The sequence below is a fragment of the Flavobacterium arundinis genome (assembly GCF_038289855.1).
Lineage (GTDB): Bacteria > Bacteroidota > Bacteroidia > Flavobacteriales > Flavobacteriaceae > Flavobacterium > Flavobacterium arundinis.
Map to the genome: position 1 here is coordinate 330,081 of NZ_JBBYHR010000001.1, position 23,405 is coordinate 353,485.

At 42.4% G+C, this 23,405-nt stretch carries 30 protein-coding genes; 17 read left to right on the top strand and 13 right to left on the bottom strand.

Annotated elements, in window-relative coordinates; translation table 11 throughout:
* Window positions 1-107: 107 nt before the first annotated feature.
* From fabV to AAEO56_RS01420, 8 genes are all read right to left on the bottom strand, one after another.
* Window positions 108-1,298: an enoyl-ACP reductase FabV gene (fabV, locus tag AAEO56_RS01385; protein WP_341695223.1), complete on the bottom strand. Its 1,191-nt coding sequence runs from the start codon at window positions 1,296-1,298 to the stop codon at window positions 108-110.
* Window positions 1,299-1,350: 52 nt separating this feature from the next.
* Complete coding sequence (recN, locus tag AAEO56_RS01390) at window positions 1,351-3,003, bottom strand: DNA repair protein RecN (RefSeq protein ID WP_341695224.1); 1,653 nt, start codon at window positions 3,001-3,003, stop codon at window positions 1,351-1,353.
* Window positions 3,004-3,322: 319 nt separating this feature from the next.
* Window positions 3,323-4,210: a type IX secretion system protein PorD gene (gene porD, locus AAEO56_RS01395; RefSeq protein ID WP_341695225.1), complete on the bottom strand. Its 888-nt coding sequence runs from the start codon at window positions 4,208-4,210 to the stop codon at window positions 3,323-3,325.
* Complete coding sequence (gene coaBC / locus AAEO56_RS01400) at window positions 4,203-5,414, bottom strand: bifunctional phosphopantothenoylcysteine decarboxylase/phosphopantothenate--cysteine ligase CoaBC (RefSeq protein WP_341695226.1); 1,212 nt, start codon at window positions 5,412-5,414, stop codon at window positions 4,203-4,205. The genes porD and coaBC overlap by 8 nt, the downstream gene beginning before the upstream one ends.
* A 9-nt stretch (window positions 5,415-5,423) precedes the next feature.
* Entirely contained in the window at window positions 5,424-5,738 is a 315-nt protein-coding gene (locus AAEO56_RS01405) for a DNA-directed RNA polymerase subunit omega (RefSeq protein ID WP_108778330.1), read from the bottom strand.
* A gap of 7 nt (window positions 5,739-5,745) precedes the next feature.
* Window positions 5,746-6,552, bottom strand: coding sequence for an outer membrane protein assembly factor BamD (locus tag AAEO56_RS01410; protein WP_341695227.1), 807 nt, complete (start codon window positions 6,550-6,552; stop codon window positions 5,746-5,748).
* A gap of 332 nt (window positions 6,553-6,884) precedes the next feature.
* Complete coding sequence (gene dapA / locus AAEO56_RS01415) at window positions 6,885-7,763, bottom strand: 4-hydroxy-tetrahydrodipicolinate synthase (protein WP_341695228.1); 879 nt, start codon at window positions 7,761-7,763, stop codon at window positions 6,885-6,887.
* Between the two features lie 2 nt (window positions 7,764-7,765).
* The gene (locus tag AAEO56_RS01420) at window positions 7,766-8,284 is read right to left on the bottom strand and encodes a DUF6913 domain-containing protein (RefSeq protein WP_341695229.1); all 519 of its coding nucleotides are present in this window, start codon (window positions 8,282-8,284) and stop codon (window positions 7,766-7,768) included.
* A gap of 50 nt (window positions 8,285-8,334) precedes the next feature.
* Here AAEO56_RS01420 and AAEO56_RS01425 point away from each other — a divergent pair, with 50 nt between their 5' ends.
* The 5 genes from AAEO56_RS01425 to AAEO56_RS01445 all read left to right on the top strand — a co-directional run bounded on the left by AAEO56_RS01425 (window position 8,335) and on the right by AAEO56_RS01445 (window position 11,742).
* The gene (locus AAEO56_RS01425) at window positions 8,335-9,129 is read left to right on the top strand and encodes a 5'-nucleotidase (protein ID WP_341695230.1); all 795 of its coding nucleotides are present in this window, start codon (window positions 8,335-8,337) and stop codon (window positions 9,127-9,129) included.
* Entirely contained in the window at window positions 9,126-10,034 is a 909-nt protein-coding gene (locus AAEO56_RS01430) for a bifunctional metallophosphatase/5'-nucleotidase (RefSeq protein WP_341695231.1), read from the top strand. The genes AAEO56_RS01425 and AAEO56_RS01430 overlap by 4 nt, the downstream gene beginning before the upstream one ends.
* 158 nt (window positions 10,035-10,192) lie before the next feature.
* Entirely contained in the window at window positions 10,193-10,801 is a 609-nt protein-coding gene (locus AAEO56_RS01435) for a hypothetical protein (protein ID WP_341695232.1), read from the top strand.
* Between the two features lie 59 nt (window positions 10,802-10,860).
* Window positions 10,861-11,340, top strand: a complete 480-nt coding sequence (locus AAEO56_RS01440; protein WP_341695233.1) for a hypothetical protein — start codon at window positions 10,861-10,863, stop codon at window positions 11,338-11,340.
* A 15-nt stretch (window positions 11,341-11,355) separates the two neighbouring features.
* Window positions 11,356-11,742 (top strand): VOC family protein, encoded by a 387-nt coding sequence (locus AAEO56_RS01445; RefSeq protein ID WP_341695234.1) that lies wholly within the window; start codon window positions 11,356-11,358, stop codon window positions 11,740-11,742.
* 92 nt (window positions 11,743-11,834) lie between these two features.
* Here the strand turns inward: AAEO56_RS01445 and AAEO56_RS01450 are convergent, their stop codons facing one another.
* Window positions 11,835-12,038 (bottom strand): ArsR family transcriptional regulator, encoded by a 204-nt coding sequence (locus tag AAEO56_RS01450; RefSeq protein WP_341695235.1) that lies wholly within the window; start codon window positions 12,036-12,038, stop codon window positions 11,835-11,837.
* Between the two features lie 115 nt (window positions 12,039-12,153).
* Window positions 12,154-12,699 carry a peptide-methionine (S)-S-oxide reductase MsrA gene (msrA, locus tag AAEO56_RS01455; RefSeq protein WP_341695558.1) on the bottom strand — a complete coding sequence of 182 codons (546 nt, stop codon included), beginning with the start codon at window positions 12,697-12,699 and terminating at the stop codon, window positions 12,154-12,156.
* Between the two features lie 281 nt (window positions 12,700-12,980).
* Between msrA and AAEO56_RS01460 the strand changes: the two genes are divergently transcribed.
* From AAEO56_RS01460 to AAEO56_RS01490, 7 genes are all read left to right on the top strand, one after another.
* Entirely contained in the window at window positions 12,981-13,640 is a 660-nt protein-coding gene (locus AAEO56_RS01460; protein ID WP_341695236.1) for an ABC transporter ATP-binding protein, read from the top strand.
* Between the two features lie 358 nt (window positions 13,641-13,998).
* Window positions 13,999-14,763 (top strand): TIGR02757 family protein, encoded by a 765-nt coding sequence (locus AAEO56_RS01465; protein WP_341695559.1) that lies wholly within the window; start codon window positions 13,999-14,001, stop codon window positions 14,761-14,763.
* A gap of 134 nt (window positions 14,764-14,897) precedes the next feature.
* Window positions 14,898-15,137: a hypothetical protein gene (locus AAEO56_RS01470; RefSeq protein ID WP_341695237.1), complete on the top strand. Its 240-nt coding sequence runs from the start codon at window positions 14,898-14,900 to the stop codon at window positions 15,135-15,137.
* A 104-nt stretch (window positions 15,138-15,241) separates the two neighbouring features.
* Window positions 15,242-15,601, top strand: coding sequence for a heavy-metal-associated domain-containing protein (locus tag AAEO56_RS01475; RefSeq protein ID WP_341695238.1), 360 nt, complete (start codon window positions 15,242-15,244; stop codon window positions 15,599-15,601).
* Window positions 15,602-15,618: 17 nt separating this feature from the next.
* Window positions 15,619-16,503, top strand: a complete 885-nt coding sequence (locus tag AAEO56_RS01480) for a cation diffusion facilitator family transporter (protein ID WP_341695239.1) — start codon at window positions 15,619-15,621, stop codon at window positions 16,501-16,503.
* A 72-nt stretch (window positions 16,504-16,575) separates the two neighbouring features.
* Window positions 16,576-17,235, top strand: coding sequence for a signal peptidase I (gene lepB, locus AAEO56_RS01485; RefSeq protein ID WP_341695240.1), 660 nt, complete (start codon window positions 16,576-16,578; stop codon window positions 17,233-17,235).
* A 6-nt stretch (window positions 17,236-17,241) separates the two neighbouring features.
* Window positions 17,242-17,841, top strand: a complete 600-nt coding sequence (locus AAEO56_RS01490; RefSeq protein ID WP_341695241.1) for a hypothetical protein — start codon at window positions 17,242-17,244, stop codon at window positions 17,839-17,841.
* Window positions 17,842-17,921: 80 nt separating this feature from the next.
* Here the strand turns inward: AAEO56_RS01490 and AAEO56_RS01495 are convergent, their stop codons facing one another.
* Window positions 17,922-18,680, bottom strand: a complete 759-nt coding sequence (locus AAEO56_RS01495; protein ID WP_341695242.1) for a slipin family protein — start codon at window positions 18,678-18,680, stop codon at window positions 17,922-17,924.
* A gap of 617 nt (window positions 18,681-19,297) precedes the next feature.
* On the opposite strand from AAEO56_RS01495, the gene AAEO56_RS01500 reads away from it, so the two are divergent.
* Window positions 19,298-20,092, top strand: coding sequence for a HipA family kinase (locus AAEO56_RS01500; protein ID WP_341695243.1), 795 nt, complete (start codon window positions 19,298-19,300; stop codon window positions 20,090-20,092).
* Entirely contained in the window at window positions 20,070-20,453 is a 384-nt protein-coding gene (locus AAEO56_RS01505; protein WP_341695244.1) for a DUF3037 domain-containing protein, read from the top strand. The genes AAEO56_RS01500 and AAEO56_RS01505 overlap by 23 nt, the downstream gene beginning before the upstream one ends.
* A 163-nt stretch (window positions 20,454-20,616) precedes the next feature.
* On the opposite strand, the gene AAEO56_RS01510 is transcribed toward AAEO56_RS01505, so the two are convergent.
* Complete coding sequence (locus AAEO56_RS01510; protein ID WP_341695245.1) at window positions 20,617-21,288, bottom strand: hypothetical protein; 672 nt, start codon at window positions 21,286-21,288, stop codon at window positions 20,617-20,619.
* 342 nt (window positions 21,289-21,630) lie between these two features.
* Here AAEO56_RS01510 and AAEO56_RS01515 point away from each other — a divergent pair, with 342 nt between their 5' ends.
* Genes AAEO56_RS01515 through AAEO56_RS01525 form a run of 3 tightly spaced genes read left to right on the top strand, consistent with a single transcriptional unit; the run spans window position 21,631 to window position 22,690 of the window.
* Window positions 21,631-22,059: a helix-turn-helix domain-containing protein gene (locus AAEO56_RS01515; RefSeq protein WP_341695246.1), complete on the top strand. Its 429-nt coding sequence runs from the start codon at window positions 21,631-21,633 to the stop codon at window positions 22,057-22,059.
* Between the two features lie 19 nt (window positions 22,060-22,078).
* Complete coding sequence (locus tag AAEO56_RS01520) at window positions 22,079-22,525, top strand: response regulator (protein WP_341695247.1); 447 nt, start codon at window positions 22,079-22,081, stop codon at window positions 22,523-22,525.
* A 3-nt stretch (window positions 22,526-22,528) separates the two neighbouring features.
* The gene (locus AAEO56_RS01525; RefSeq protein ID WP_341695248.1) at window positions 22,529-22,690 is read left to right on the top strand and encodes a lmo0937 family membrane protein; all 162 of its coding nucleotides are present in this window, start codon (window positions 22,529-22,531) and stop codon (window positions 22,688-22,690) included.
* A 71-nt stretch (window positions 22,691-22,761) separates the two neighbouring features.
* On the opposite strand, the gene AAEO56_RS01530 is transcribed toward AAEO56_RS01525, so the two are convergent.
* Window positions 22,762-23,361, bottom strand: coding sequence for a DUF4142 domain-containing protein (locus tag AAEO56_RS01530; protein WP_341695249.1), 600 nt, complete (start codon window positions 23,359-23,361; stop codon window positions 22,762-22,764).
* Window positions 23,362-23,405 lie beyond the last annotated feature (44 nt).

The window sequence follows — 23,405 nt, forward strand, 5'->3', positions numbered from 1 at the left end:
GATTTTTAACACCTTATGTTATAATTCGAAACATATTTAAAAACACTTGTGATATTTAACAAAAAAGCTCCCGTAAAGGGAGCTTCAAATATTCACGAACTAAATAGTTATTTTATACTATCAATGCCTACCAGCTCATTTGCCTCGGCTTTGTAATCCACATCTTTGTAATCGAAGCCAAAAAGATTATAAAAGTCTTTCCGGTATCCTTCAAGATCGCCTATTTCAGCAAGGTTTTCGGTAGTAGCTTTTTCCCAAAGGGCTGCCACTTTTTCCTGGATGTCGTCGCGCATTTCCCAGTCGTCTATACGTATCCTGCCTTTTTCATCAACTGGCACTTCGCCACCCGTGTAGAGCCTTTCGCTATACAGTCGCTGCATTTGCTCTATAGTCCCTTCGTGCACGCCTTCTTCTTTCATTATCTTATAAAGCAGCGAAATATACAATGGTATAACCGGTATTGCAGAGCTTGCCTGTGTTACCAATGCTTTGTTTACCGAAACGTAGGCTTTACCGCCTATATCCTTCAGGCTGTCGGTTATTTCAAACGCGGTCGCTTCAAGGTGGTCTTTTGCACGGCCAATAGTACCTTTCCTGTACACAGGCTCCGTCAATGATGGCCCGATGTAAGAATAAGCCACTGTAACAGCTCCCGGAGCAAGAAGGTTGGCCTCTTTTAGCGCATCCATCCACATCGCCCAGTCTTCGCCACCCATTACGGTAACTGTATTCTCTATATCATCACCTTCAGCAGGCTGTATCGTAACCTCCGATACTTTTCCGGTATGGAAATCTACCGTCTTGTTGCTGAACACATTTCCAATTGGCTTTAGCACCGAGCGGTGCAACACACCCGTTTCAGGATGCTGGCGCACGGGAGATGCAAGGCTGTATATTACCAGGTCTACCTGGCCAAGGTCGTTCTTTATAAGGTCCATCGTTTGCTGCTTCACCTCTTTCGAGAAAGCGTCACCATTGATGCTTTTGGCATACAGGCCTGCTTTGTGCGCTTCTTCTTCAAACGCAGCCGAATTGTACCAGCCCGGCGATGCGGTTTTACCTTCAACTGGAGGCTTTTCGAAAAATACGCCTATAGTGGCTGCATCGCTACCGAATGCGCTTGTAATCCTTGACGACATGCCAAAGCCTGTGGATGCCCCTATAACCAAAACCTTTTGGGCACCGTTTATCGGGCCTTTCGATTTTACATATTCTATCTGTTGTTTCACGTTTTGCGCTGCACCGCCCGGGTGGGCAGTAAGGCAAATAAATCCTCTCATTCTTGGTTCGATGATCATATCTTCAGAAATATAGTTTGTTGAATTAGTATAGCAAATATAATTTGATTTTTTAGTTCAGCAATGCCCTCGCGTGGTTTAAGGCCGAATCGGATATATCCTTACCGGAAAGCATTTCGGCAATTTCCCTTACCCGCTCTTCTTTGGTAAGCAGCTTCAGTTCCGATACCGTAGTTTCTCCCTGTGTGGTTTTAAATACTTTATAATGTTGTTCGCCTTTAGAAGCGATCTGCGGCAAATGGGTTATCGCAAATACCTGCATCCCTTTACTCATGCCCTTCATAATGTCACCCATTTTGTTGGCGATCTCTCCTGAAACACCGGTATCAATTTCGTCAAAAATAATAGTCGGCAGTTTTGAATATTCAGCTAGCACCGCTTTTACGGCAAGCATGATCCGCGACATCTCACCGCCCGACGCTACTTTTTTCAGCAACCCAAAATCAGTACCCTTATTGGCAGAGAACAGCAGGCTCATCACGTCCTTGCCATTGGTATAATAGGTATCCCCGACCTTAACCTCAAAATTGAAACGCGCATTAGGCATTCCAAGCTGGGAAAGTATTGCGGTAACTTTTTCGGTAAGCACCGGTATGGCACGCTGCCTCTGCTCGTGCAGCAATGCAGCCGTATCGTCAGCCTGCGCTTTATTCTTTTCAAGTTCAGCAGTAAGCTTCTCAATAGACGAATCGATATCACCCGCCATCAATGCTTTGCTGTCAAGGGCCTCCTGTATGGCGAGCAATTCTTCTACAGTAGCAGCACCGTGCTTTTTTTGAAGTGTATAAATAAGCTGTAATTTCTGGTTGATACGCTCCAGCTCTTCGGGATCGTCTGACAGTTTTTCAAAGTTTTGCGAAAGCTCCCCGGCAATGTCATCAAACTCGATCACAAGGCTTGAAACCCTTTCGTAAAAATCATTATATTCCGACGAGATACTGCTGATCTTTTGCAGCGATGCTTTTATTTCTTTTAAGTTCTGCACCACCCCTACCTGCTCTTCATTGGCTATAGCCAAAGCCTTTGCAAGCGACTCTTTTATGAACTCTACATTGCTGAGTTTTTCCAGCTTTTGTTCAAGCTCTTCCTGCTCGCCTGCTTTCAGGTTGGCCGAAAGCAATTCATTTAGAAGGAATAAATTATAATCCTGCTCTTTTGATAGCGTATTTTTCTGATCCTGTAACTTCTTAAGTTCTGATTGTACCGATTTATAAGCTGATAGCTGTTGCCTGTAACTTGCAAGTATGTCGCCGTTGCCTGCTATGGCATCGAGTATCTGCATCTGGTAGGCTTCATCGCTGAGCTCGCGGGTTTGCTGCTGGGAGTGGATGTCTATGAGATATTCCCCCAATTTCTGGAGTTCCTGGAGGTTTACCGGGCTGTCGTTCACAAAGGCGCGCGACTTGCCCGAAGGCAATATCTCCCGCCTGATGATGGTAACATCCTCATAGTCCATGTCGTTCTCCGAAAAGAATTCCTGCAGGTTGTAGTCGCCTATTTTGAAATAAGCTTCCACTACGCATTTCTGCTCTTTGTCTTTTAGCGAAGTCAGGTCGGCGCGGTTACCCAAAACAAGGCCCAGCGCTCCCAGGAGGATAGATTTTCCGGCACCGGTCTCCCCTGTTATGGTAGAGAGGCTGTTGGAAAAATCGATATGCAAGTGCTCTATAAGAGCAAAGTTTTTTATATGTAAAGTCTGCAGCATGTGTATAGCGATAGCAGTACAAATATAGTATTTTCGGTTGTGTATTCACAGACCTGACAGGTTTTAAATAAAGTATTCCAAAGGATAGTCAGTATCGCATTGAGGGCATCTGTGTAATTTCGATGAAGGAGAAATCTCAGATATTTACAGCTTTTTTTGAGATTTCTCACTCCACAAGCTGCGTTTGAAATGACAGAACGTGCTACTTTCGTTTGGTGGATAGTCTGCCATACACCTTCCCTTTAAACCTGTTAGGCAGAAGATAATTAAAAAACCCAAAGCTTTATACTTTGGGGTTTTATATGATATGAAAATGCGCTTATTTAATGTTACTCCATTTTGAGCCATTAAGCGGCGATATCCTGTTGAGTACATCTACCAGGCCGGTTATCGTTACCTGTGGGCCTGAAGAGAACATGCCTACCACTTCATCGGCTTTGGCATCAAAAAATACGCGCATCAGCAATGAATTTGGCCTTACGCTGTGAAGCTGGCTCAATTCTTTGAGGGCAACAACAGCTTTCTCTTTGGCTTCTTTCTGGTTGTCAGCCATTTTATCCAATGCTAAAAAGTGGTAGCTGTACAGCGCCTCCCTAAACGGGGTAAAAGTATTGGACATTAAATTATTTATAAGGAAATACCTGTTCTGGTTGCCGCTTTCCTGCTGGCTCCACCCTTTGTAATTACCACCCTGCGCAAGGCTGGCCATGTTTTGTGCAGCTTCATAATATTTTGTACCGCCGTTTTTCTGGAAAGTATCAGCATCGAGTCCTATGATCACGTTGGCATAGAATGACACCAACGCCATAAGATTGGAATCGGCGCTGTTGGGGTTATAAATAAGGTTTTCACCTTCGGTATACCTGAAGCTTATGTCTTTATCGTTGAAGTTAAATACAGGCGATGAGTAGGTCGAGTTGAAGACAGGCCTTGACGACTGTACCTGCAACGTAGCGCTGAACGCATTAGAATCATAAGCCGATATCGTAAATATCATGGTACAGTCTATACGCTCACTTCTCCCAAAATTGCGCGATGTCCAGCGGGTGTTATTCATAAGGTCATTCAGTGCATGCTCCAGCGTTTTGAATATCTGCGGGTTAGCATCAGTAATCATCTGGTAATTTACCTTAACATTGCAGTTCAGCTCCTGACCATTCACGGTAAAGGAGAAAAACATAAGCAACAGCCCTATCCATTTATACATTGTAATGCTCTTTTATTTTATTAATAATGTCTTTTGAAACTTCTTCTTTTGTTTTAAGGTCCATCGGTTCTTCATTGAAATCCTTATCAATAAAAGTCACTTTATTGGTTGGCTTTCCAAATCCCGCCCCTTCATCGTTCAGCGAGTTTAAAACAATCAAATCTAAGTTTTTTTTCTTAATCTTCGCTTTGGCATTCTCAATTTCATTTTCAGTCTCCAGGGCAAACCCTATAAGAAACTGTTTCGACTTCTTTGCACCCAGTGAAGACAGTATGTCTTTTGTCTTTTCCAATTCAAGCACCAGCGACCCCTCGTTCTTTTTTATCTTCTGCGGGGCTACGGTTTTGGGCCTGTAATCGGCTACAGCAGCAGCAGCTACAGCGGCATCCATAGTTTCAAAATACTCATGGCAGGCATGGTACATTTCTTCCGATGATGTTACATGCACCACATTTATGTTAGAATGTTCAAGCTTCAGATGTGTTGGCCCCGTAACCAAAATGACTTCCGCACCCTCGTCTGCGGCGGCTTTCGCAATATCAAACCCCATCTTGCCGGTAGAATGGTTCCCTATAAAACGCACAGGGTCTATCGGTTCGTATGTCGGGCCGGCAGTTACGAGTATTTTTTTTCCACGAAGGGGTAATTTACCTTCCAGGTCCTTCTCAATAAAGGCAATGATATTCTCAGGTTCGGCCATCCTTCCTTCACCCGAAAGGCCACTGGCCAGTTCGCCGGATTCGGCAGGGATCATGGTATTGCCAAAGCTTTTCAGGGCATCAAAACTCGAAATCGTAGAGGGGTGCTTATACATATCCAAATCCATTGCCGGGGCAAAATAGACAGGGCATTTAGCAGAAAGATAGGTTGCAAGCAGCAGATTGTCAGCATTGCCGGAAACCATTTTGGACATGGTGTTGGCCGTAGCCGGGGCAATGATAAAGAGGTCGGCCCAAAGGCCCAGGTCCACATGGTTGTTCCAAACCGCGTTCTCATCCTCTTCATTATAGAATGAGGAGTAGACAGGGTTTTTGGACAGTGTAGATAATGTGAGTGGGGTAATAAAATCTTTAGAGGCAGGTGTCATGACTACCTGTACATGCGAACCTGCCTTTATAAATAGCCTTACAAGTGAGGCTGTTTTGTATGCGGCTATCCCACCGGATATACCGAGTAGCACTTTTTTACCGCTTAAAACAGACATAACTGTTTATTATTTAGGTTCCCTGTAGGAAATTTTTTCATCAAGCCATTCCTGTACAGCCAATGCATGCGGCTTAGGAAGTTTTTCGTAAAATTTAGAAACTTCTATTTGTTCCTTGTTTTCAAAAATCTCCTCGAGGCTGTCGTTGTAAGTAGCAAATTCTTCAAGCTTCTCGATCAGTTCCTTTTTTATTTCGGTATTGATCTGGTTCGCCCTTTTTGCCATAATTGTAATTGCCTCGTAAATGTTACCTGTCGGTTCCTCAATCTTACTCTTGTTGTAGGTAATGGTGTTTACGGGAGCAGTTGTTTTCTTTAAATCCATGACTCTTTTATTTAGAAAATTTTTGTAATTCAGTATTTATCTTTGCAAGGCTTTCGTCTGCCTGCACTTTGTATTTGGTATCCGGCCTAAACTTTACAAGCGCATTATAATTGTCCCTGGCATCATTAAGGCGCTGTAGCATCTTGGAAGGTACGCTGTTTATTGCCAATAGGTACGACGCATCGAATTTATAATAAAGGGCATCTTCTTTTAAAGGTGTACCCGGAAAATCGATTATAAAATTATCAAATGCCTTGATCGCTGCATTGTAATCGCCGAAATATTCACCTGTCTGGTGGTACTGCTTCGCTATCTCATACGCTTTTTTCTCCAGCTTTTCCCTCAGTTCTTTTACCAGTAAGTTTGCTTCCGGCATAAGCTGTGAGTTCGGGAAATTGTTTATAAATGCCTGCAATTTATCAAGCGCCTTATACGTATCGGTCTGGTCCAGAGAATAACGCGGCGACAATTGGTAATAACTTTTAGCCCCTAAAAATGAAGCCTCTTCCAGCTTTTCGCTCCTTGGGTAACCGGCTGTAAAGCTCTCGAACTGGTAACCAGCAGAATAATACTGCTTTGTTTTATACAGCGATTGCGAATACATGTAAAACATCTTTTCGGCCTGCGGCTTACCCCTGTAGGATGGCGCTATCTGTTCGAAAAGGCGAATGGCTTTAGAATATTTCCCTTTATCATAAAGCTTTTCTGCCACTTCATATTTTAATTTGATATCATCTGATTTCAGCGCTTTCTGGAATTGGCTGCATGATGTAAGCACTAATGCAAAAAGGAGTATGTAAAAAAATCTTGCCATATATTTTGGTTAAGCTGCGAACAGCCGCTGTTTTAAAAGCAACTGCAAAATTAGTTAATAATTAGGGAATACAAAAATCTTTTTTCAAAGCCTCGAGATATAATTTTTTGCCACGAATTACACGAATTTTCACAAATTTTATCTTTGCATCCTTTCAAAGTGCCCGTTAATTACCCGGCCATAAAAAAAGATGCCCCGAAAGCACCTTCTTTAAACTGTATTTTTGTGGTTTTATTGCATCATGGTTTCAATTGTTGCTATAAAAAACCTCTTATTATAGCCAGTCATATCAAACCGGAGATTTTAAAAAACCCACTTCACTTATTAGACTTTTACCCAATCTTTTTTACAAAATCGCTCAGGCGCCCTGCTAAATCTTCGTTAACACTTACTAACGGAAGCCTTACCGTATCGCCACATATCCCCAATTCTTTAAACACATGCTTAATGCCTGCCGGGTTGCCCTGCTCGAATATCATATCTATAGCATCGGCCATCAGGTAATGCAGTTTGTAGGCTTCGTCAACTTTACGTTCAAGGCCAAGGCGTACCATTTGCGAAAACTCTTTAGGGAAGCCCTCCCCTATTACCGAGATCACTCCGGCACCACCGGCAAGCACCATCGGCAGCGTAATCATATCATCGCCCGAAATTACAAGGAAGCCTTCCGGCGCGCCCTGTATCAGCCTCATGGCCTGCACAATATCGCCTGCGGCTTCTTTTATGGCTACTACATTTTCAAAATCATTTGCCAGGCGTATCACGGTTGCAGGAAGCATATTGCTTGCCGTACGTCCCGGTACGTTATATAAAATTACAGGTATTGGCGATGCTTCGGCTACAGCCTTAAAGTGCTGGTAGATGCCTTCCTGTGTCGGTTTGTTATAGTATGGAGAAACCGATAGTATTGCTACGAAAGCAGAGAGATCGCGGGTTTTCAGTTCTTCTACCACTTTCGCCGTATTGTTACCGCCCACACCCAGGACAAGCGGGAGCCTGCCTGCGTTGGCTTCTATAACAGTTTTTATAACGAGTTCCTTTTCTTCCTTACTCAGGGTGGCGGCTTCGGCTGTTGTACCCAGTACCACGAGGTAGTCGATACCGCCGTCTATCTGGAAATTCACAACGCTTTTCAGCCCGTCCACATCTACCGAAAAGTCTTTTTTAAAGGGTGTTATAAGGGCAACGCCCGTGCCTGTTAACTGCTGCATGCTTATATTTTGTTTAGGATCTTTAAATATTTGAATAGTTCGGATACAAATTCGGTGTATTTCTCGGCCTGGCTGCTGATCATAAAGTGGTTCAGGCGGTTGTCGACACTCGAAAAACCAACTTTGAACTTCGCTTTTGATTTGAGAGTCGCCAATACAAGCGGCGGTTTTTCTAAATCATAATAGCTGATCAGCATATCAAAAGGCGTATCGATGAATTCGGCTACATCGGTTTTTTCAAAATTTCCGGTTACCGATATGTCTTTACGTGTGTAATGGCAACAGTCCACAATTTCCTTGGGCCTGACACGTTCCTTAAAACTTAACGTTTTGATAGCGTTGCGGGCAATACCGAAACTCACAAGCTCGCTTATAAGCAATTCTTTATCAAGAAAATAACTCTCATCAACAAGTATCCCCACTGTCATAACCCTATCCGGAGACGACACCGGTTTATAGCCGGATAACTTTTTCTTAATAATCTTTTTTAGGCCAAAATCTTTAATAAACTTTAAAAACATAGTACTTTTACTTGTCGAATACAAAAATAATTCAAATATCTGTCTCCTCAATGATAATCTTCAAAAAGTATAGCACATCCGTCAGGCGGTTTGTTTTGTTCGCCGCAATGGCCGGGATCATTGCCTGCGGGTCGACCGGCCTGCAGAATACAAAAATAGAAGGAAAAAAAATCCCTGTCACCAATGAGTATGCTGACACACAGGAAATTGATGCCTTTATAAAACCCTACCGCGAACATATTGATAAAGACCTTGACAGCGTGCTGGCCTATGCGCCGGAAACCCTTGATAAATCAAAATCGATAGACGGCTGGCAAACAGCAATCGGCAACCTCATGGCAGATGTAACGCTGGAAGCTGCCGATAAAGTATTGTTTGCCCGCCAAAAAAGGCATGCCGACATCTGCCTGCTCAACCACGGCGGAATAAGATCCATAATCCCAAAGGGAAACGTAACCACACGCACTGCCTTTAACATCATGCCTTTCGAGAACAGCCTGGTAGTTATAGCCCTGAAAGGTGAACAGGTACGGGAGATGGCCGATTACATTATAAAGGAGAAAAAGCCGCATCCTCTTGCCGGCATGGAAATACATTTAAATAAGGATGCCACGATGGTAAAAGACATTACTATACAAGGTAAGCCATTGGACATAAGTAAAATATACAATGTTGCCACATCCGATTACCTGTCGGGTGGCGGCGATAACATGGCGTTCTTCAAGAGAGGCGTTGCTACCTATGACCTTGATTACAAGCTACGCAATGTCTTTATCGATTATTTTAAGGCTACAGATACACTTTATGCATCGAAATCGCTGCGCATTATAACCGACAAGCAATGAAAAGAAGAGATTTTATACAAAAAACAGCTGCTGGAAGCGCGCTGGTATTGGGCGGATTATCGTTAAGCAGCTTTGATGAGCCTGAAGTAAAAAAGCTAACGATACTGCATACTAACGATGTGCACAGCCATATCGACCCGTTTGCTATCGATGATCCGAAATACCCAAATATGGGCGGCGCGGCGCGAAGGGCAACACTTATTGAGCAGATACGCCGCGAGAATGCCAATGTGCTACTGCTTGATGCCGGGGATATTTTCCAGGGTACGCCTTACTTTAATTATTATGGGGGCGAGCTGGAGTTCAAACTCATGAGCATGATGAAGTACGACCTTTCGACAATGGGCAACCACGATTTCGACAATGGGATCGACGGCTTTCATGCCATGCTGCCCCATGCTAAATTCGATTTTGTTTCGGCAAATTACGATTTTAAGAATACGGTGCTTAACGGTATCGTGAAGCCTTACAAGATCATTGTTAAGGACGGCATCAAAATAGGCATCTTCGGGCTTGGCGTTGAACTGAAAGGACTGGTGGACAAGAAACTATATAAGGAAACGGTGTACCTCAACCCTATTGAGATAGCGCAGGATATGACACGTATCCTTAAGCACAATGAGAAATGCGATTTGGTTATCTGCCTGTCGCATCTTGGGTTTGCATATCCTGACGAAAAAGAAAAGGCCAGCGACCTTGTACTCGCATGGAAAACAAAAGATATCGACCTTATCATCGGTGGGCACACACATACGTTCCTTACCAAACCACAGATAGAGAAAAACCTGGAAGGCAAGGAAGTTATGGTGAACCAGGTGGGCTGTTATGGCATCAACCTCGGACGCATTGATTTTACTTTCGAAAAAGGAAAAAAATCAGGTTCGGGGAGGACGATTATAGTTTAATTTTTTAGAACAAAGTCGCAAAGTGGCAAAGTGGCAAAGTTGCAGAGTTCCTATTAGGAAAGATAGTTTTTAGTGGCTCAAAAAAGTTTTGGTAGGTTTAAAATTACGGTAAAAGATGAGAAAGTTTTTTATACTATTGCTGTAATCAAAACCAACTTATGAAACCTTTCTTAAACTGCCTGCTGCTGTTCGCGGCGATGCTTTCAAACACCATTTCGTCTGCACAGGAAACCGCGTCCCTGATAACGGAAGACGACTACAACCGCATTATCCCGTTCCTGATAAAAGAGGACTGGAAAGAAACCGAAAAAATCTCCCGGGAGTTCCTGAACCGCTTTAAAGGCGCGGACGAAATGAGCGATGATGCAGGCATTATACGATACATGTACCTTACTTCCGTAAGCGGTCTTTTGGGCAATAAGGAAATCGATAAAGACCAGGCCCTTAAAAAACTGAAAGGATTTGAAGGGAAAAATATTATTACGCCATATAACCAGTTCAAAAAGGGAGGCATGTTCAATTACCTGTCCCTTGATGAAGAGGGCAAAAACTGGCTAAAATGCTCTGCCAATGACAAAGCAACGGTAATCTATGCGTTTGAGACGTTCGAGATGGCCGATCAGGATATGGTAACCAATTACCAGCAATTTGAGGGTAAGAATATCAGGGTTTCGGCTATTATAAAATCAATTGGAGCAAGCGGATACACCATGCCCAGACTGGATATCAGGTGTACAAATACTGATATATGGGATATGGAAGAGTAGGAAAGTTATTGAGAGACTGAGCGTCTTAGGAGCTGAGAATAAAAAGTTAGCACAAAAATATGAAGCATTATTTTAAATATGCTGCCGGGTATATTAACCTGGATTCCGAAAGCATTTACCTGACTAATAGTGGAAACTGGCAGGAAGCGCGAGGGCTCCAGGAAAAAGGAAAAGCGACTATAGCTGCCAACAACTATCGTATCCTCAAAATGAAGGGATTTATATTTACTTTATATATCATAATTGTTGAGACATTGTTTGACATGGTGAGCAATTTCCAGGTTTATATGGTACTGGTGATTGGATTAGGAATTTTGGCCTATTACATTTTACAATATTTCAAATCTGATTTTGGGGTATGTTATAAGATACCGCTAGCAAAGATCTCGACTATAGAAAAACATGAAAGAGGCTTGAAGATTAACTTTATGAATGCGTATGGCGAGCCGGATTTTGAAATTGTAGATAAGGTCGACGCAGCCGGGATCAAAACACTTACAAGCCTGAAAACTATTGGATGTAATTTAGAAACAGAATAACTTAAAAGTCAACTTATGAAATTCCGTTCGGCGCGCCATACCAATAACCTTGACTCTCTCATCACCTTTTACAGGAATGTATTGGGGTTTGAAGTGCTGGGCAGTTTTAAAGGGCATGACGGTTATGACGGTGTGTTCTTAGGCATACCGGGAGCCGACTGGCATCTTGAGTTTACCATTTCGGATGAAGCTGCGAAACATAAACCGGATGAAGATGACCTGCTGGTGTTTTATCCTGCTTCCATAGAAGAATATGAAAGGATCATTCAAAGATTTACAGAAAATAATAACCCTGCTTTGGAATCTAAAAATCCATATTGGAAAGCTAACGGCATTACCTATGCCGATCCGGATGGGTATCGTATTGTGATCGTGAAACCTGTCGCTCCGCAAAGTCTCTGACTTTGCGGAAGTGTTTAAAGGTCTCCCGACCTTTACAATACGTGTCAGAGACATGCCATCGCTACCACAAAGTCAGAGACTTTGCGGAGCAGTTACTCCTCTTTTATCTGAGAAAGATCCACGCCCAGCTTCTCAAATTCCTTTTCGCCTTTAGCAGTAATAAAATAGTGTTTAGCAGATTGTTCCTCTTTGGCTATCCAGCCTTTTTCGATAAACTGTTCCAAAAGCAATGCTCCAAGCTTGCCACCCAAATGGCTGTAGCAGGTTTTTGCGGGTTTGTGTTTTGAAGTTTCCATTCCGGTAGTTTTTGTATTGTAAATATACAAAGCCCCCTTTAACTATAAAAGTAACCCTAAACAAAAAGGGCATCACGAAAATCGCAATGCCCTCTTTAATATTGTACTCAACTGCTTATTGTTTCAGTTTCGACTTATAGTTCTTTTTCAGCTTATCCATTTTAGGCGTAATAACAGCCTGGCAATACGGCTGGTTGCCGTTTTGCGCGTAATAATCCTGGTGGTAATCTTCCGCAGGATAAAATGTTGGTGCGCTCGAAATTTTCGTTACGATCTTCTTGTCATAAATGTGTTGGTCGGTAAGCAGCTTTATGAAATTCTCTGCCGATGCTTTCTGTTCATCGGTAGTATAAAATATCTCGCTGCGGTATTGTGTACCCACATCGGCGCCCTGCCTGTTAAGCGTAGTTGGATCGTGCGTGGCAAAAAATATCTCCAGCAAATCTTCGTAGGCAACTTCACTTGGGTTGTAGGTTATTTTTATCGCCTCCGCATGGCCCGTCGCACCTGTGCATACTTCTTTATAGGTAGGATTTGCTGTAGTCCCGCCTATATACCCGGATACTACTTTCTCAACACCTTTCAGTTCGGTGAAAAAAGCCTCAGTACACCAAAAGCAGCCACCTGCAAATATGGCAGTCTCCGTCTTGTTATTATCCATTTTTGAATCTCCTTTTTTATCTGTTAATTGAACATCACTTCCTTCTCCTGAGCCGTTTTCTGCAACTTTCGAAGTTTTAGTACTGCCCTGGCATGACATTGAAATTGTTGCCAGCGCTATTGCTATTATTTTTTTCATTGGTATTGTTTTTCAAAATTAAATGATACAAAACAGTCCGTTGGGGCTGTTAACTAAACTTTACGATAGTATATACGAAATATTGTGCCAAAAAAGATTTCACTATGTTTTAAAATGTTTGTTTCTTTGTGAAAACTGCACAAATGATACAAGCCAGCAACATCCATAAATATTATGACCAGCTACACGTCCTTAAAGGGGTCGATCTCCACATCAAAAAAGGCGAGATCGTTTCCATCGTAGGGGCTTCGGGCGCGGGCAAAACCACGCTGCTGCAGATACTGGGAACGTTGGACCGGCCAAAGAAGGAAACGGGGGCTGCGCTTATCATTAATAACGAAGATGTACTGAAGCTTAAAGATAAGGCGCTTTCTAAATTCCGCAATATGCATTTGGGATTTATTTTCCAGTTCCACCAGCTGCTGCCGGAATTTACTGCACTTGAAAACGTATGCATACCGGGTTTTATAGCCGGAAAATCGAAAAGCGCTACCGAAGCCGAAGCCAAAAAATTACTGGACTACCTTGGCCTATCGCACAGGATAAGCCACAGGCCGGGCGAGATGTCGGGTGGGGAGCAGCAGCGCGTTGCCGTGGCACGGGCGCTGATAAATAAGCCTGCCGTGATCTTTGCCGATGAGCCATCGGGCAACCTTGATACCGCTTCTGCCGATAACCTGCACAAACTGTTCTTTAAGCTGCGCGACGAAATGGGCCAGACCTTTGTGATTGTTACCCATAACGAGGAACTTGCCAACATGGCCGACCGTAAGCTCGTGATGAGCGATGGAAGAATGATATAATTTTAGAATTGAGATTTGAGAATTGGGAATTGGGAATTGAGAATTGGGAATTGAGAATTGGGAATTGAGAATTGGGAATTGAGAATTGGGAATTGAGAATTGGGAATTGAGAATTGGGAATTGAGAATTGGGAATTGAGAATTGAGAGTTGAGAATTGAGAGTTGAGAATTGAGAGTTGAGAATTGGGAATTGGGAATTGAGGATTGAGAATTGAGATTGAGCTGCACTCCTGCCGGTTACTTTGCAACTTTGCTACGCAACTTTGAGACTTTGCTACTTTGTAACTTTGCTACTTTGCCACTTTGAGACTTTGCAACTCTCCTCCTCCTTCCGTACTTTTGCACAATGGAAAAGAAAATGGATGCAGGAGAACTGAAAGCTTTCCTGGATGAGAAAGTATTGCTCTACAACAAGCCCGACTTTATTGACAGCGACCCAATACAGATACCGCACCTCTTTACCCAAAAAGAAGATATAGAAATTGCAGGGTTCCTTGCGGCTACCATTGCCTGGGGCAACCGGACGATAATTATCAATAATGCAAAAAAGATGGTTGCGCTAATGGGAAACAGCCCTTATGATTTTGTCATGGGCCATAAAGAATACCACCTGGAAGCGTTGGAAAGTTTTGTACACCGCACTTTTAACGGAGCCGACTTTACGACTTTTATAAAAGCCCTGAAGCACATTTACCAAAACCACGGCGGACCTGAAGCCGTTTTTGCAAAGCACCAAAAAGACGAAAGCCTCCAGCATGCGATACATGAATTCAAAAAAGTGTTTTTTGAAATTGAACACCAAAACCGTACGCATAAACATGTAAGCGACCCATTGGCTGGCTCGGCGGCAAAGCGTATCAACATGTACCTGCGCTGGATGGTTCGTGACGATAATGCAGGTGTGGACCTGGGCATCTGGAAAAGTATACCACCTTCCCTCCTATCCTGCCCGCTCGATGTGCATAGCGGTAATGTAGCACGGAAGCTCGGCATTCTTTCGCGAAAGCAAAATGATGCCAAAGCATTGCTGGAACTGGACACCGCTCTACGGGAAATGGATAAAAGCGACCCTGTAAAATATGACTTTGCATTGTTTGGGTTGGGGGTGTTTGAGCGGTTTTAAAGCTATGTTCTATACATTATAAATATAGTATTGCACATTTACTGCTGAATCAGAAGCAATTACAAAATTGTAACATTTTTTTAAGTAAATGCAGAAAATTTATATATTGCGCTTCACATTAACCAACTATAACTATGCTGATAATTCTCGAAATTTTAGGTTTTTTGATCTGTATTAATAGCGGCATACGCCTGTTATTTGCAGTAAGTGTATATGCAGGGCTAAAGGGCGCCAACAAATGGACAGCGGAGGGCGACCAGGTAGCCGTAAACAATGCCAATCTTAAAAAGGCGGTAAACACGTTACGAACTAACAGTATCCTCCTTGTAGTAGGCGGTATCCTTATTTTTATCGGCGAAAATTACGCGCATTAAAATTGATGCAGCGGGCAACCCTAATGACGGCCAATACGGTTTTACTGTTTTGGCCTGAAGGTTTTTTGAGGGGTTTTAAGTATATTTGCTGAAATTAATCTACTATGAAATCTCTGAGATTCCTCTTGATTGCTTTTACAGCAATGCTATTCGCTAATACAGCATCGGCACAGCAAAAAACAGTTCAGACAGCAATTATCAAAACCGCTATTTACTGCGACCATTGCAAGCAATGTGAAAGCTGCGGTGACCGCCTGCAAACTACGCTGCTGAAAGAAAAAGGCGTTCAGATGATCGTTCTTGACGAAAAGGCAATGACCATAAAGGTAACCTACAACAGTAAAAAAACAGATCTCGGGAAAATAAAAACCGCGATAAGCAAACTGGGTTATGATGCAGATGATGTAAAAGCCGATATAGCCGCTTATGAAGGACTTGACGGATGCTGCAAAAAACAAGGTTAGCCTGAGTCCTCACTCCTATGACAAATACAGCGAATGTAGAAAAAGCAATTAAAGCAACGTATTTTAGCCTGGTGGGGAATTTCCTGCTTGCGCTTATAAAAGGGGCTGCCGGGATATTTGGCAACTCCTATGCCCTTATTGCCGATGCCATAGAATCTACTACCGACATCTTTTCGTCGTTCCTGGTGCTTATCGGGATAAAATATTCGAGCAAGCCTGCCGATGAGAACCATCCCTATGGCCATGGCCGTGCCGAAGCGCTCATTACCTTTATAGTTGTGGGTTTCCTCATCACCTCAGCTACAATCATTGCCTATGAGAGTATCGTCAACATTCAGACCCCGCACGGCCTGCCAAAAATGTGGACGTTGTTTGTATTGGGCGGTATCATTATATGGAAAGAGATCTCCTTTAGGATAGTAATTCAAAAAAGCAAGGAAACCAACAGTTCTGCCCTTAAAGCTGATGCCTGGCACCACCGCAGCGATGCTATAACATCGGTGGCGGCCTTTACGGGTATCTCTATAGCGCTGTTCTTTGGCAAGGGCTACGAGTCGGCAGACGATTGGGCAGCACTCTTTGCCTCCGGGTTTATACTCTACAACAGTTACCTCATTTTCAGGCCTGCGCTTGGCGAGATCATGGACGAGCACCTTTATGACGATATGGTAAATGATATCAGGGAAATAGCCGTTACTGTAAACGGTATATATGATACCGAAAAATGCTTCATCCGTAAGGCCGGCATGCGGTACCACCTGGAACTTCACGCCATTGTGGATGCCAACATCACCGTAAAAGAAGGCCACCGGCTAGCCCATGAACTCGAAGACACGCTTCGCCTGAAACTTCCCGAGCTCGGCCATGTACTGGTACATATAGAACCCAACGATTATTCTTAAGCGGTAACGAATATTCTATTATATTTGGGAATATTTCAATGTCTTTATTATCATTCTGCTAAAAAACCGGAAATGAAAAAAATAATCATTGCTGCAGGTGTAATCATGGTTGTAATTGCAGGAGGATGGACCTTCTGTAGTATCTCAGGCATGTACAAAATGTACAATATTCCCACTGCTGCGAACGAACCTGCTATCAAAGTAGGTTCTAAAATTTTTGCTTCAAATTTAAAGGAGGCTAAAAACGGAGACTTTATAATCTATAACTATAATGGACAATCGCGGATACACCGGCTTGTTGCTTCCGAAGGCGATGTGCTGGAGATAAAGAACGGCGCAGTATATATCAATAGTAAGGATATCGATAAAGGCCTGGTACTTCTGCATGTGTATACCGTTACACGGGCGGAAGCGGAAAAGCTTTCGGCTAAAGGAAGCATTGCCCCGGAGGACGCCCTACCAATGCCCGACGGACGGTATGGCTTATATTTAGATGATGCTGTTGCTAAAGAAAACGGGTTGGGCACAAACCGGCTCATAACCAGTGAAAAAGAACCCGACAAATATATATCTGAAACATTTATCCAACCATGGAACAAGGATAATTTTGGCCCGTATACTATTCCGGCAAATAAGGTGTTCGTAATGGGCGACAACCGCGATAATTCTGAGGATTCAAGGTATTTGGGATGTATTGATAAAAGTAATATTATCGCAACGGTTTTAAAATAGGATAAAATGAAAACGAAATTACTACTACTGTTTTTGGTTGCCACGCTAAATTCTTTTGCACAGGACAGGTATGAAACTATTAAAATCGCACTGCAATTGGTTAAGTCGAAAACTACAATTGACGGAAAGGATAAACGTGTACTTAATCTATTGGAAAACATGTATAATGAGACCCTACAGGCCAACGAGGGGCAATTGTCGGAAGCTACTATAAACATGTACAAAACGTTTGCAGAAGACCCTACCCTTCCTAACAGCCACCTGTTTTACCTTTTTAATCTTTATCAGGAGGAAATACAGAACCCGGAAGTATCAAGCGATTTCCAGATAGGCTGCATGAAATTATTGTCGGGGGAATTTGTAGAAACGTATAACACTATCCCTGCCATAGTGCTGATATACATGGGCGAAGCGCTTATGGCTGCCAACATGCAGGACAAAGCTAAAACCCATTTTGAAATGGCATCCGGATTTTACCCTGATTCTGTGCCGATAAAAGTTTATAATTATATACTGGCCGATGAAGGTTCTGCTAAGGAAAAAATGAAGAAAGGATTGCTTAAAAGATATCCCGACCACTGGATGGTAACACAAATGGTGAAATAACGCACCCCACCGAAAATACAGAAACAAAAAAAAGGCCTTCATATTTCAATGAAAGCCTTTTCTCGATTATAAATCAATAATTATTTAGCAGCTACCATTTCAGTTAAGCTTTTTGCTGCATTTGTAATATCCGACGGTATCATTACGATCGTTGTGGTATTGTTATCGATACCAATTTCAGACAGCATCTGCATACGCCTCAACTCAAGCGATATTGGGCATTTTGCCATTTCCATTGCGCCCTGTGTCAGTTTTATAGAGGCTTCCAGTTCGGCCTCAGCCTTAACCAGCCTTGCCCGTTTTTCTCTTATCGCCTCGGCTTCACGCGCCATTGCCCTCTGCATCGCTTCGGGTATTTCTACATCCTTCATTTCGACCATTTCAATTTTGATGCCCCACGACTGGGTGGCGGCATCTACGATCTTTTGCAGCGTGCCATTGATCTGTTCGCGCTCCCTCAGCACCTCATCCAGCGAATGCTGCCCTATGATGTTACGCAGTGCAGTAACAGAGAACTGGTAAACCGCCATGTTGTAATTGGCCACATTAATAATAGCATCCTGCGGCGATAGTATCTTGAACCACATTACCGCATTTACCTTGATGGTAACGCTGTCTTTGGTAATAGTTTCCTGCTGCTCAAGGTCGACTGTACGGGTACGCATATCGACTGTCTGCTGGCGCTCGATGAGCGGGATGATCCAGTACAGGCCAGGGCCTTTTACCGCCTGGAACCTCCCCAGGCGAAAAACAATTGCCCTTTGGTACTCCTGCGCGATGCGGAAACCGGATAAAAATAAAAGGATAATAATCCCGATAACTGGTAAGAATGTACTCATTTTATGAATGTTTTATTTGACATTGCAGGCATTTTTGCCTGCGTGAAAAGCAGTACTAATTTACGGCGCAACATGGCATCGTTGTCCTCCAAAATGCCTGTTTTTTAAGGACATGGCATACGATTTCCGTTTTATTTCGGGTTTTCATCCAAACACTTCAGCTTATGCAGGAAAATGAAAATAACCCCGAAAAAAATGAAGTTCCTCTGCAAAAACATTGCACTAACTGAGATGTTGCTTTTGCCGAACATTTGCAACTATTTAATAAAAAACAATTTAACCACATAGGACATAGCTTTGAGGTTAGGTTGCTAATTACAACGCAAATAATTTGAAGAAACGCTTCAACCATGCTGTATGGTATATATACCTGAATGACATGGTCAAAAGGCTATTGTCATGCGGTTAACAGTTATTGATAAATTTTCGTTATTGTTTCATAAACAATGTTGTTATAAAAAACCGTAGGCTGGATGTAAAATATCTGAATAGTACAAATTTTTGTTTCATTTTTGTTTCTGATTGACGACACATTTTGAAGGAAACAGTTACAAATTCCTAAATGTAACAATTACTATTTTTGAAATCCTTATTTTTACATTATAAACCGCCCAAATATGGCTGAAATACCACAGCTGCGCACGGTAAATGTGACGCGCTATGTAACACCGCTTCGCGAAGGAGGCTCGCTGCCTGCCATTGCCGAAGCCGATGACAATTTTAATTATGTACTCAAATTCAAGGGTGCCGGGCACGGAACCAAAGCCCTGATTGCAGAGCTTATAGGCGGCGAAGTAGCACGGGCGCTTGGGCTTCCGGTGCCGGAACTGGTGTATGCCAACCTTGATGAAGCCTTTGGCCGTACCGAAGCCGATGAGGAAATACAGGACCTCCTGCAGGCCAGCCAGGGGCTCAACCTTGCGCTGCATTATCTTTCGGGAGCTATTAATTTTGACCCGGTCGTTACAACCGTGGATGCCAAAATGGCCTCGCTGATCGTATGGCTGGATGCGTTCATTACCAATGTTGACAGGACGTTCCGTAATACCAATATGCTCATCTGGCACAAAGAACTATGGCTCATAGACCATGGGGCATGCCTCTATTTTCACCACTCGTTTGATGATCCGGAAGGCCATGCGAAAGTCCCATTTACGTTGATAAAAGACCATGTGCTGCTTCCGCAGGCTTCGATGCTCGAAGAGGTAGATGCAGAATATAAGGCACTGCTGACAGAAGCTAAAATTCGCGCTATTGTAGCACTTATCCCGGAGGCATGGCTGCATTGGGAAGGGCTCGAAAAAACGCCCGATGATATTCGCGAAGTGTATTCGCAATTTTTACTGACCCGCTTAAATCATTCAGAAATTTTTGTAAAACAGGCACAAAATGCAAGACAAGCACTTATATGAGTATGCCGTGATACGGATCGTTCCGCGTGTGGAGCGCGAGGAATTCGTTAATGTGGGCGTTATCGTGTTTTGCAAGAGGAAGCGATTTATAAAGGTTTTATATACTATAAACGAAATCAAACTTCACGCTCTTGACCCCGGCCTTGATATTGCACAGATAAGCCTCAATCTATTATCATTTGAGCGTATTGCAAGTGGTGCAAAAAATGGCGGCCCCATAGCACAGCTTGAAGTGCCCGAACGGTTCCGGTGGCTGACAGCGGTACGCAGTTCGGTCATACAAACATCACGTCCACACCCCGGGCTTTGCGACGACCCTGATTATAAAACAGTAAAGCTTTTTGAGGAAATGGTTTTATAATGTTTATTATTTAATTAAAATAATATAACATATATTAAATTTTTGTTAACTATTATATTTAATTAAATTTTGTTAAATTTACAATCAAACGAATACCTAACTAATGTTGGTCCGTTTTCCGATGCCACCCTGGAAAACGGATCTTTTTATTTAAATTGGCAGGCTAATCTGAGCCATTTTTGTTGACAAGGAAAATATATTGGAACATTGAGAATGCCGCCACAGCACCAAAGGTATGCCACAGGAAATGCGTGCCCGTTTTTATCCATCCCCAGCCATCGGACACACGAAAGGTTAGCGCAAAAACAAAAGCGATTAATGCAAAGCCCACCCACTTGCCGTGCCGGAACGACGTACTTATAAGATAAGCAAATACCGGCAGCAGCACAATGCCTGCCAAAACACCGTAATTGATATTGATAAACAGCTGCATATCGCCGGCCTGCGCCAACTGTTTCCTTGCATAAAACTGAAATGCAATATATGCCACTACCAAAGCAATGGCATAATACCACCTTGTGAGCTTACCTAAAAAGTATACACCCGCAAAGACACACAGCAGCATTATAGGAAGCCAGTCCATCATAATAAAAACACTCCATTGGCGAAACCCGTGGTAAATAGTGCCGCCTATACCTCCGATATAAAGCAACAGCAATGCAAAAGTCAAAAAAGTATGCTGTTTCCAATGAGGATATATTTTTATAGTCCAGTACACTGCTATTGCAAGGAAAAAGCACGATATTATCATGTTGAGCGGTTCCGGGAACAAATGATGCATATCGGTTTCTGTGTAACGCATCCCTCCATCAGGCGGATTTTGAAAAAAAGCCATAAGCGTAGATTATAATTATAAATTTAAAACATCGAAAGGTATCAGGATCGCTATTTAATGAATTTTTATACTTTCAACCACCCTTACACAGCCAAAAATGTTATTATATTATGTTACAAACCTTCATTTTTCCTACAATTTCATATTTTTTTCGCGTCGTACTACATGTTAAGGATATTTTTATAATTTTACTTTGAATATAAAACACCAACAATGGAGCTTTACATAAAGTATAACATTGACAAAATGTGTAAAGTACTCCTGCAGCAACAGCTTGATCAATTTAATATAGACTGCAGGGTCACGGAGCCAGGATATGTTAAATTCAAGGAAAATATTGCTATGGAAACTTATGATAAACTCATAGATTCCCTGAAAAAATTTGGTATTGAGATCGTCGATAACCAAAAAAGCATACTGGTACAAAAAATCAAAAATGCCATCATAGAAATGCTTTATGCCAATAAGGGCGTGCAATCTATGAAGATTTCATCTTACCTTTCGGAAAAGCTTGGCGAAAGCTACAGGACATTATCACAAGTATTTTCGGAAGTTACTTTCATTTCAATAGAAAATTTCATTATTTTGCACAAAATTGAGCGTGTGAAGCAACTGCTGCTAACTGAAAATTTATCGCTTACGGAGATATCTTTCATGATGAATTACAGCAGTGTCGCCTATCTTTCGCAACAATTCAAAAATATTACCGGGGTAACCCCCACCGCGTTTCAAAAAATAATAAAACAAAAACGTTACGCTGAATCAATTTAGAAGAAGGAGGAAATCAACAATGCGGCCAACATCCCTACACATTATGCTTGCTGATGACGATGAAGATGATCGATTATTTTTCAGGGAAGCTTTTGAAGAAGTCAAAATAAACTACCAGTTTTCCACCTTTAATGATGGAGAGCAACTTATGGATCATATCAATGACCCGGATAATCCGTTACCGGATATTATTTTTCTCGACCTTAACATGCCGCGGAAGTCGGGGCTTGAGTGTCTTAGGGAAATACGGGGTGACGAAAGGCTCAAAAAGATATCTGTAGCCATCTATTCTACATCGTCTTCAGAACAGGACATTGAAGACACCTTTGTATCCGGTGCCAATGTATACATCAAAAAGCCTAACGATTTCAACATGCTTAAGAAGATCCTGAGCGATGTTGTACATATCAACTGGCAATATATCACTGACGGCCTCAATAAAGACAGTTTTATCCTGAGCCTTTAACCAATGAAAAAACTATTATACATAGTAGCGGTATTGTTCCTTATCTTTTGGGTACTGGGCAAGTTTGTGTGGTATATCACAAATGCGATGATCAACCTGCTCCTTGTAGCGGCATTAGTATTTGCATTGATCACGCTGATAAAGAAGAAGCCTTCGGGTAAATAAGATAGCACAGCATTAAAAAACTCCGGAACTGCATTTGCAATTTCCGGAGTTTTCATTTGTATAAACTACTATTATTTTACAGCGTCTACCTTTTCCTTGGTCATTTTAGCATGCTCTAAATGCGTCCTTAATGTTGGCAGCATATTTGCAGCCCACATCCTTATATCCGCATCGGTTGCTTTTTCAGACGCTTTCTCCATTTTTTCAATCATTTTTTCGTGGCCTTCTACCATTTTATCGGCATAGGCTTTATCGAAATCATGTCCGGTTTTATCATTCAGGTCTTTGTAGGCATCCTGTCCTTTTTCAGTCAATGCAGCAGGAAGCGTAATATTTTTCTTAGCAGCAAGTGCTTTCGTTTCCGCTGAAGCTTTTTCATGCTGGGCTACCATCATTTTCCCTAAAGCCTGTACATCGGCGTTAGTGCTTTTCTGCTGTGCCAGTTTGCCAAGCTCTATTTCTTTCATATCCACTTCGGCAGCTGAAACAAGATATTCGGAATCATCCTCTTTATCATCGTTTACATCGTCAAATTTAGCTTCGTTGGCATCTTCTGCTACTTCTTTGGTATCTTCTTCTTTATTTTCTTTTTTACAGCTTACGGTACCAAGTGACATTGTAAGTACAGCAGCACCTAAAAGCGTTTTACTAAACATTGAGATCTTTTTCATGACAGGTTTGTTTGATTATTTGTTATCATGCTAAATTAAAGCAT

Bases quoted from the DNA above. Each gene is read 5' to 3' on its own strand.
- fabV (WP_341695223.1), bottom strand. From the start codon at position 1,298: ATGATCATCGAACCAAGAATGAGAGGATTTATTTGCCTTACTGCCCAC.
- recN (WP_341695224.1), bottom strand. From the start codon at position 3,003: ATGCTGCAGACTTTACATATAAAAAACTTTGCTCTTATAGAGCACTTG.
- porD (WP_341695225.1), bottom strand. From the start codon at position 4,210: ATGTATAAATGGATAGGGCTGTTGCTTATGTTTTTCTCCTTTACCGTG.
- coaBC (WP_341695226.1), bottom strand. From the start codon at position 5,414: ATGTCTGTTTTAAGCGGTAAAAAAGTGCTACTCGGTATATCCGGTGGG.
- AAEO56_RS01405 (WP_108778330.1), bottom strand. From the start codon at position 5,738: ATGGATTTAAAGAAAACAACTGCTCCCGTAAACACCATTACCTACAAC.
- AAEO56_RS01410 (WP_341695227.1), bottom strand. From the start codon at position 6,552: ATGGCAAGATTTTTTTACATACTCCTTTTTGCATTAGTGCTTACATCA.
- dapA (WP_341695228.1), bottom strand. From the start codon at position 7,763: ATGCAGCAGTTAACAGGCACGGGCGTTGCCCTTATAACACCCTTTAAA.
- AAEO56_RS01420 (WP_341695229.1), bottom strand. From the start codon at position 8,284: ATGTTTTTAAAGTTTATTAAAGATTTTGGCCTAAAAAAGATTATTAAG.
- AAEO56_RS01425 (WP_341695230.1), top strand. From the start codon at position 8,335: ATGATAATCTTCAAAAAGTATAGCACATCCGTCAGGCGGTTTGTTTTG.
- AAEO56_RS01430 (WP_341695231.1), top strand. From the start codon at position 9,126: ATGAAAAGAAGAGATTTTATACAAAAAACAGCTGCTGGAAGCGCGCTG.
- AAEO56_RS01435 (WP_341695232.1), top strand. From the start codon at position 10,193: ATGAAACCTTTCTTAAACTGCCTGCTGCTGTTCGCGGCGATGCTTTCA.
- AAEO56_RS01440 (WP_341695233.1), top strand. From the start codon at position 10,861: ATGAAGCATTATTTTAAATATGCTGCCGGGTATATTAACCTGGATTCC.
- AAEO56_RS01445 (WP_341695234.1), top strand. From the start codon at position 11,356: ATGAAATTCCGTTCGGCGCGCCATACCAATAACCTTGACTCTCTCATC.
- AAEO56_RS01450 (WP_341695235.1), bottom strand. From the start codon at position 12,038: ATGGAAACTTCAAAACACAAACCCGCAAAAACCTGCTACAGCCATTTG.
- msrA (WP_341695558.1), bottom strand. From the start codon at position 12,699: ATGGATAATAACAAGACGGAGACTGCCATATTTGCAGGTGGCTGCTTT.
- AAEO56_RS01460 (WP_341695236.1), top strand. From the start codon at position 12,981: ATGATACAAGCCAGCAACATCCATAAATATTATGACCAGCTACACGTC.
- AAEO56_RS01465 (WP_341695559.1), top strand. From the start codon at position 13,999: ATGGATGCAGGAGAACTGAAAGCTTTCCTGGATGAGAAAGTATTGCTC.
- AAEO56_RS01470 (WP_341695237.1), top strand. From the start codon at position 14,898: ATGCTGATAATTCTCGAAATTTTAGGTTTTTTGATCTGTATTAATAGC.
- AAEO56_RS01475 (WP_341695238.1), top strand. From the start codon at position 15,242: ATGAAATCTCTGAGATTCCTCTTGATTGCTTTTACAGCAATGCTATTC.
- AAEO56_RS01480 (WP_341695239.1), top strand. From the start codon at position 15,619: ATGACAAATACAGCGAATGTAGAAAAAGCAATTAAAGCAACGTATTTT.
- lepB (WP_341695240.1), top strand. From the start codon at position 16,576: ATGAAAAAAATAATCATTGCTGCAGGTGTAATCATGGTTGTAATTGCA.
- AAEO56_RS01490 (WP_341695241.1), top strand. From the start codon at position 17,242: ATGAAAACGAAATTACTACTACTGTTTTTGGTTGCCACGCTAAATTCT.
- AAEO56_RS01495 (WP_341695242.1), bottom strand. From the start codon at position 18,680: ATGAGTACATTCTTACCAGTTATCGGGATTATTATCCTTTTATTTTTA.
- AAEO56_RS01500 (WP_341695243.1), top strand. From the start codon at position 19,298: ATGGCTGAAATACCACAGCTGCGCACGGTAAATGTGACGCGCTATGTA.
- AAEO56_RS01505 (WP_341695244.1), top strand. From the start codon at position 20,070: ATGCAAGACAAGCACTTATATGAGTATGCCGTGATACGGATCGTTCCG.
- AAEO56_RS01510 (WP_341695245.1), bottom strand. From the start codon at position 21,288: ATGGCTTTTTTTCAAAATCCGCCTGATGGAGGGATGCGTTACACAGAA.
- AAEO56_RS01515 (WP_341695246.1), top strand. From the start codon at position 21,631: ATGGAAACTTATGATAAACTCATAGATTCCCTGAAAAAATTTGGTATT.
- AAEO56_RS01520 (WP_341695247.1), top strand. From the start codon at position 22,079: ATGCGGCCAACATCCCTACACATTATGCTTGCTGATGACGATGAAGAT.
- AAEO56_RS01525 (WP_341695248.1), top strand. From the start codon at position 22,529: ATGAAAAAACTATTATACATAGTAGCGGTATTGTTCCTTATCTTTTGG.
- AAEO56_RS01530 (WP_341695249.1), bottom strand. From the start codon at position 23,361: ATGAAAAAGATCTCAATGTTTAGTAAAACGCTTTTAGGTGCTGCTGTA.